Annotated in this window: 9 protein-coding genes, 1 tRNA gene and 1 riboswitch; of the genes, 6 read left to right on the top strand and 4 right to left on the bottom strand. The window is 38.4% G+C overall.

Annotated features, from left to right (window positions below; translation table 11 throughout):
• The 5 genes from ACK1JC_RS13665 to panD all read left to right on the top strand — a co-directional run bounded on the left by ACK1JC_RS13665 (position 1) and on the right by panD (position 2,590).
• Positions 1-75: transfer RNA gene (locus tag ACK1JC_RS13665), tRNA-Gln, on the top strand.
• A gap of 37 nt (positions 76-112) precedes the next feature.
• Positions 113-1,066, top strand: a complete 954-nt coding sequence (locus ACK1JC_RS13660; protein ID WP_409512423.1) for a ribose-phosphate pyrophosphokinase — start codon at positions 113-115, stop codon at positions 1,064-1,066.
• A 98-nt stretch (positions 1,067-1,164) separates the two neighbouring features.
• A complete protein-coding gene (gene rplY, locus ACK1JC_RS13655; RefSeq protein ID WP_409512419.1) occupies positions 1,165-1,461 on the top strand; it encodes a 50S ribosomal protein L25 in 297 nt (98 codons plus the stop codon).
• Positions 1,462-1,481: 20 nt separating this feature from the next.
• Positions 1,482-2,060, top strand: coding sequence for an aminoacyl-tRNA hydrolase (pth, locus tag ACK1JC_RS13650; protein ID WP_409512418.1), 579 nt, complete (start codon positions 1,482-1,484; stop codon positions 2,058-2,060).
• Positions 2,061-2,209: 149 nt separating this feature from the next.
• On the top strand, positions 2,210-2,590 hold the full coding sequence (gene panD, locus ACK1JC_RS13645) for an aspartate 1-decarboxylase (RefSeq protein WP_004722504.1): 381 nt from the start codon (positions 2,210-2,212) through the stop codon (positions 2,588-2,590).
• Between the two features lie 49 nt (positions 2,591-2,639).
• Here the strand turns inward: panD and ACK1JC_RS13640 are convergent, their stop codons facing one another.
• Together ACK1JC_RS13640 and ACK1JC_RS13635 are read right to left on the bottom strand one after the other, a co-directional pair.
• Positions 2,640-3,215 (bottom strand): GDYXXLXY domain-containing protein, encoded by a 576-nt coding sequence (locus tag ACK1JC_RS13640; RefSeq protein WP_409512417.1) that lies wholly within the window; start codon positions 3,213-3,215, stop codon positions 2,640-2,642.
• On the bottom strand, positions 3,212-4,996 hold the full coding sequence (locus ACK1JC_RS13635) for a DUF2157 domain-containing protein (RefSeq protein ID WP_409512416.1): 1,785 nt from the start codon (positions 4,994-4,996) through the stop codon (positions 3,212-3,214). Before ACK1JC_RS13635 ends, ACK1JC_RS13640 begins: the two co-directional genes overlap by 4 nt.
• A 130-nt stretch (positions 4,997-5,126) precedes the next feature.
• A riboswitch (FMN riboswitch) is annotated at positions 5,127-5,285 on the top strand.
• A gap of 105 nt (positions 5,286-5,390) precedes the next feature.
• Between ACK1JC_RS13635 and ribB the strand changes: the two genes are divergently transcribed.
• Positions 5,391-6,050: a 3,4-dihydroxy-2-butanone-4-phosphate synthase gene (ribB, locus tag ACK1JC_RS13630; RefSeq protein WP_409512415.1), complete on the top strand. Its 660-nt coding sequence runs from the start codon at positions 5,391-5,393 to the stop codon at positions 6,048-6,050.
• Between the two features lie 118 nt (positions 6,051-6,168).
• Here the strand turns inward: ribB and ACK1JC_RS13625 are convergent, their stop codons facing one another.
• Positions 6,169-6,567: a DUF2750 domain-containing protein gene (locus ACK1JC_RS13625; protein WP_409512414.1), complete on the bottom strand. Its 399-nt coding sequence runs from the start codon at positions 6,565-6,567 to the stop codon at positions 6,169-6,171.
• 142 nt (positions 6,568-6,709) lie between these two features.
• On the bottom strand, positions 6,710-7,330 hold the full coding sequence (locus ACK1JC_RS13620; RefSeq protein ID WP_409512413.1) for a LysE family translocator: 621 nt from the start codon (positions 7,328-7,330) through the stop codon (positions 6,710-6,712).
• Position 7,331: the final 1 nt, after the last annotated feature.

Raw genomic sequence — 7,331 nt, 5'->3', positions numbered from 1 at the left:
AGGGGCGTCGCCAAGTGGTAAGGCACCGGGTTTTGATCTCGGCATCCGTTGGTTCGAATCCAGCCGCCCCTGCCATCTATTTTTAAAATCTGCCAACCGCCAAGGGTGCTTCATGCCCAATCTTGTCGTTTTTAGTGGGTCTGCGCATCCACAATTCGCCCAAAAAGTCGTTAGCCACTTGCACATCCCTTTGGGAGCTGCTGCTGTAGGTAAATTTTCTGATGGTGAAATCACTGTCGAAATTACTGAAAATGTGCGTGGTAAAGACGTATTCATCGTTCAGCCAACTTGTGCCCCTACCAATGACAACCTAATGGAAGTTTTGGTAATGGCTGATGCATTGCGTCGTGCAAGTGCTGGTCGTATTACTGCTGTGATTCCTTACTTCGGTTATGCGCGTCAAGACCGCCGTCCTCGTTCAACTCGTGTACCTATTACCGCTAAAGTTGTTGCAGATATGCTAACAACGGTGGGAATTGACCGTGTTGTGATGATCGACTTGCACGCTGACCAAATCCAAGGTTTCTTCGATATTCCTGTAGATAACATCTACGGTACACCTGCTTTGCTTGCTGACTTACGTCAACAACAACATCACAACTTGATGGTGGTTTCACCTGACGTTGGCGGTGTTGTTCGTGCACGTGCTGTTGCAAAACAAATGGGTGACATCGATCTTGCAATCATCGATAAACGCCGTCAAAAAGCAAATGAATCACAAGTGATGCATTTGATTGGTGATGTACGTGACCGTGATTGTGTGATTGTCGATGATATGGTCGATACCGCAGGTACGTTGTGTAAAGCTGCTGATGCATTGAAAACTTTCGGTGCTCGTAAAGTAGTTGCCTATGCAACTCACCCAGTACTTTCAGGCAAAGCCCTTGAAAATCTGAAAAATTCTGTGATTGATGAATTGGTTGTAACAGACACCATTCCTCTTTCAGAAGAAGCTCTTAAACTTGGTAAGATTCGCCAAGTTTCAGTTGCCAGCATGGTTGCTGAAACAATTCGTCGTATTAACAACGAAGAATCTATTAGCGCAATGTTCGATTCTTATCTATAATTAGCGCGAAATTTTCGAAGCCCTATCTTGAAGATAGGGCTTTCTATCACTGGACTGGTCGAGAGTTCAGTCAATTAACTTAAATTAGGATGTCTATCATGGCAAACTTCGTATTAAATGCAGTAGCACGTGAAGAAGCAGTTCAAGGGAAAGGTTCGAGCCGCCGCCTTCGTCTTCAAGAACAAGTTCCAGCAATCATCTATGGTGGTGCTGCTGAACCTGTAGCTGTGACTCTAACACTTCGTCAACTTGTTAAAGCACTTGAAAGCAAAGAATTTTTTGAAGAAGTAATCGAAATCAACATCGATGGTAAAGTTGAAAGCGTTAAAATCCAAGCTTTACAACGTCACCCTGCTAAAAACACACCTATGCACGCTGACTTTAAACGCGCATAAGTGTTCAATGGTGTAAATGAGTGAGTAAAATTTCACTAATTGTTGGTCTGGGTAATCCGGGTTCGGAATATGCCCAGACTCGCCATAATGCAGGCTTCTGGTTCGTAGAACGCCTTGCAGAACAATATGGCATCAACCTAAAAACTGATTCAAAATATAAAGGAATCAGTGGTCGTGGTAATATCGAAGGTCAAGACGTTCGTCTACTGTTACCTACAACATTTATGAACCTTGTTGGTCAAAGTGTTGTCCCCTTCGCAAAATTCTATCAAATCAAGCCTGAAGAAATTCTCATCGCACATGATGAACTCGATATGAATCCAGGAATCATTCGCCTTAAAACAGGTGGTGGTCATGGCGGTCATAACGGTCTGCGTGACATCGTTCCTCATATTGGTTCTAATTTTCATCGTTTGCGTATTGGAATCGGTCATCCTGGTTCTAAAGAGAAAGTATCTGGGCATGTGCTTGGACGTGCACCATCATCAGAACAAAAACTTATGGATGATGCGATTCATCATACATTGGGTTGTACTAAACTTCTGGTTAATGGTGAGATTCAACAAGCAATGAATAAAATCAATGCATACAAACCATAATTGATTCTATTTAATCATGTTGTTAAACAATTTTTCTTGCAGAGTAACTTTTTTAAGAGCAAAATGCGCTTTCAAATGCACCCGCCTGTTAAAAATTGTTAATTAACGACAAAATAACAATCGTAAGGGCTTATCTGGAGACGCAAATCATGCTATCTCGTTTATTAAAAGCAAAAATCCACCGTTGTGTTGTGACACAAGCTGAATTGCATTATGAAGGTTCTTGTGCAATTGATGGCATTTTGCTTGATTTAGCTGGTATTCGTGAATACGAAGAAATTCACATGTGGAACGTAACCAATGGTAAGCGTTTTACAACTTATGCCATTCGTGGTGAAGAAGGTTCAGGCATTATTTCTGTAAACGGTGGCGCTGCATTGCAAGCTGACGTAGGTGATCTAATGATCATTGCAACTTTTGGTGATTTTACCAATGCAGAAGCTGATGCGCATAAACCACGTCTTGTTTATGCTAATCCAGATAATACTGTAAATCACACAGCGAACTGTATTCCTGTTCAAGTGGCTTAATTCAGTACCCAAGATTTAAAAAACCTGCTTAATGCGGGTTTTTTTACAATTAAGACCTAGCCTTTTCGCCACTCCACCACTTCTTATGATTCTCACAACCTAAAGTATTTAAGTCCCTACCACGTAAAGATGCAAGAATAGCATTACCCTGCTGATCCACTTTAAACTCAGCATATTGAGCTGCCTCATAGCATTTAGCTAAACCTTCAGCAAACAAAAAACTGTTCGATGCAGGATAGAGCCTATCTAGACGGTTATCTGGATTTTTAAGCACAATACGATGGCTAGTTGATGGATACATTTCCAATAATCGTGGATCAAAACTGGTTTTCACCACACGGCGCTGTGCATCCAATGCAACATAAGCTACAACCGAAGACTTATTTTTAATCACGGTATCATTCAACGGTATATCTGCCTGATTATTTTGCTCAGGAAGCCCCCAGAAGCCCAAATCATAATTAAGCGCCATATAATCTCCTTGAATCAAAGAACGTGGATCTACAGGTGCAAGTCGTATATAAATACTGTCACTTTGTTTTAAATGCTGCTCATTTTTCAGAATCAGTCCCACAAAAAATGCAACACTCAAAATGGCGATGACTAAAGGAATGATTCTTTTCATTTTTCAATCCCCGCCTGATTTTTAAAAGTCATTAAACACAAGCTGAGCAATAACAGCATGATACCTGAAATAAAAATACTCAAACTTTTCACCAAAAAGGTTACTTCCAGTGAATAATATAAGCACCATAAAATAGCTGTTAAGGTCAATAATGCGCAAGCAGAGATGAATTTATCATTTTTCATTAAAGCCCAAGACAGTACAGCCAGAACAATAAATATTTCAAAATAGCCATAATAAATCAGGACTGCGCCAAAGACCGCTAGAATGCATTGCGCTAAAAGATTGAACTGATTTCGAATATGTAAAAATAAAAAGAACACATACCACAAAATAGGAAGACCAAATGTTAGTATAGAAATAAGCTGAATATCAGCGAATTCACTTTTACCTAAAACAGCATAAAAAACGGCGGCAAAAATAGTGATAGCTAGATTAGTAAGCATCAAACTTCTTTGATATTGTTGCGGTTGAATCTTTTGAATCCACAACAGACTCATATAGAAAACATAATTAAGCAGAATCAAATAAGCAAAATTTTCAATCTGTCCCATCCAGAAATGGGCTGAATTATCCTGCCAGATCATGGCAACACCTACAGCATAGAGCGCAGATAACTGAATGACAATAAAAAACCAGTGGGTTCTGACCCAATATGAAATGATTAATCCAATGATTTGAATCAATAACAGCGGATAGACTTTCTCAGTTAAATCATAAGTATGAAATAGGATAGCGACCTGCCCTGCGATAAATAAACAGTAAGCAAGCTGTCTTAAAAATAAATTTTGCTTTGCTTTAAGCATATAGGCTGCAAACGCCACAAAAACAATGCCCATAATTAAGGAAAAACTCCCCCAAAATGTCAACATCAATGAAGCCAGTACAACCCCAGAAATCCATGCGCCAACAGCCAAAGGAATGTTATTGAAACGGCTGTGTGGAATAAATTTAATCAGTAAAAAAGTAATCAGTGCAAACCATGCGAAAATAATCATAGCAATAATCAACAATCCCATCACTTCTGATTGTCTAAATAAATCACCAAGCCATTCCACAATCATTAAAGTGAATGTAACACCTAAAGCGACAGCAGCCAGTACACTACATAATTGATCATTTTTTTTATAAAAATAAATAAATGCGATGCTCAATAAAGCAAATGAACAAATAAAATAGATTAATTCTTTATCCACATATAAGTACATCACCATAGACCACACCGAAAGCATGGCGAACCCAACGATGAATAAATATCTTATTTTTGGGTAATATTTAAGACAGAATAAAAACTGTAACAGAGCTAAAAAATGGATAGACAGTAAAAAAATTTGAGGAGATTCATCACCCCAAAAGGTTTGAATAAAGAATAAGAATAAAGCGATCTGACTCACAATGCACAACAAGAAAAAGATGCCGATATTGGAACGATACAACCAAGGCAATAGCAGCACAGACCAGCTTAAAAACAGCAAATAACTATCTGCACCTGTTTGATAAATCTGTCCAATGACTGCCATACTCAGCCCGATCATCAAGCCACAAATAGCATGTAAACACTGGATTAAAGAATCATTTTTTACCAGAAAAACACTAGTCATCGCACTTAATAGCAATAGAATTTGTGGAACCGCTAACTGCACAAATTGAGGCAACATAAACCAATTTGCAGCCACAAGATATAAAACACTGACCGCGATTAAAATAAAACCAAAGATCTGTAAATGCTGTACAAATTTATGATTTTGCCATGAAAATACACTCTGCTGAGTCCTGATCAATACCGATACCTCGTCTTTATTATTCAATATTTTTATAAACTGCGCTTTAGCACAGTTTGTTCTATCTATATTACTGATCATTCTAAATTAAAAACATATATAGACTATAAAACGGTCTATAATGATTGTACATCGCTTCAGGGCGGGGTGTAATTCCCCACCGGTGGTAAGTTATCTGACAGTTTTTTTGTAATAACAAGCCCACGAGCAATAACCTCAATATTGAAGTTATTGCAGATCTGGTTAAACTCCAGAGCCGACGGTATAGTCCGGATGAAAGAAGACGACGTCACATTCAACACATTATACTTGCAGTATAATGCTGTTTCGTAACGCCACTATTTCTCATGTCCTGAAATGTTCAACCGTATCTATTTTTTACGAGAGCGTTTCAATGTCTAGTTTAATTCAACCCGAAATTTTCTTTTCAGCACTACCTCCTGCTGAGCAACGTATTCGACAAGCTTTAGAAGACATGCGCCAAGGCAAACCTGTCTTGGTCATGGATGATTTTGACCGTGAAAATGAAGCTGACCTCATTGTTGCAGCTGAAACAATGAATGTCGAAACCATGGCACGTATGATTCGTGATGGATCAGGTATTGTTTGTTTAACTTTGACTGACGAATTGGCAAATCATCTTGAACTTCCACCCATGGTTGAAGACAACTCAAGTCAATTCAAAACCGCATTTACCATTACTATTGAAGCTGCCCAAGGTGTAACGACAGGTGTGTCTGCCAAAGACCGTACAACAACCATTCGTGCCGCAATTAAAGATGGTGCGATTGCAAGTGATCTCAACCGTCCTGGGCATGTTTTTCCTTTACGTGGGCGTGATGGTGGTGTGCTTACTCGTCGTGGGCATACAGAAGGTTCAATTGACCTTGCACGCTTAGCAGGCTTAAAGCCCGCAGGTGTGTTATGTGAAGTGACCAACCCTGATGGCAGCATGGCTTCAGGTATTCAAGTGTTGTCTTATGCCCAAACACATGCTTTAACCCTCATCACCATTGAGGAACTTGTGCAGTATCGCGTACAGCACAATGTTTAAATACTACAATAACTCAAAATAGTCTCTGTATGATTTATACAGAGACCAGCAAAAAGCCACCGAATCATTCAGTGGCTTTTTGTATCAATCATATTTAAGTGATAAAAATTAAATCGACTTAAGATTTGTTGAGAACTACAAAAGATTGAAAAATCGTGAGCAATGGATGTGGCGGAATAATAAATCCTGAATCATCTGGCTTTTTGAAAATAGAAACCATCAAATTCCCCGATTCTAATTGTGCTGCTAACTCATCTATAAACTGTTGAATAGTAAATGACTTTGGTGCAAAACCCTCCCATTCACCTACCGCACATTGTTGTGCAAAAACTTCATCTGACCATAGAGGAAATAAAGTATATCCCTGCTCATCATCTTGAAATGTTGGCCAACCTTGTGTTTCATGACAAAGCGCCCACAGGATGCCATTTTCAGATACTTGGTCGAGGAAAAATTCGTAACGATCTTCGGCTGTTAAAAGTAAAACCGTTTCTATTTCTTTAGGATCAATGCTCATTACACACCTTTATTTTATATTGGACTTTTTAATATCCAATCTGTTCTGTTTGTTATTGTTGCAGTTTAAAAAATACGGGGTAGATATTCTATTTCTCAACACTCGAATTTCAAATCATTCTACGTTAAATTATAAACTTATCTTAATTCAAAAATACCGAAAAAACTGTAGATATTCCATATATTGCAATTAAAACTAAAATCAAACCACAACATCCTAAGATTTTAGAATAAATCTTTGAACCTGATAAACGCTTAAATGATAGATATACCAATGAAAGTGTTAAGAAATCAAGGATGATCCAACTTAAGGTTAAAATACTCAAACTTAAATTTAAATTTGATGTAATACCTACAAATTGTGGGAAAAATGCAGCAAAGAAAATAATATCTTTCGGGTTTGATATTCCCACTAAGAAACCTTGTTTAAACCCACCAGTGAGCGATGAGTTTGTATTGAGTGCTACTGGTTGCTCAAGCATCACCTCACGAATAATTTGTATACCTAAATACAAAATATACAAGCATCCTAAAGCTTTTACTAAGGCGAACCATTGCTCCCCAATCTGTAAAAAACCTTTCAAAATCAGAATTGAAAGACCAATCAAAACTAAAGAGGCAAAGTTAGTCCCAAAAATTGTCTGTAAAGCTTTAGAAAAACCACTCTTTAAACCTGCACTTGCCACCAATAACATCACAGGGCCAGGTGTTGCAATCATCACCACAACAGCAAGACAGTACAGTGCATATTCTGAAATATTCATT

This window comes from Acinetobacter sp. TY2 (genome assembly GCF_046269225.1).
Taxonomy (GTDB): domain Bacteria; phylum Pseudomonadota; class Gammaproteobacteria; order Pseudomonadales; family Moraxellaceae; genus Acinetobacter.
The sequence above is the reverse complement of the archived record's forward strand: the minus strand, read 5'-3'. Positions and strand labels throughout refer to the sequence as shown.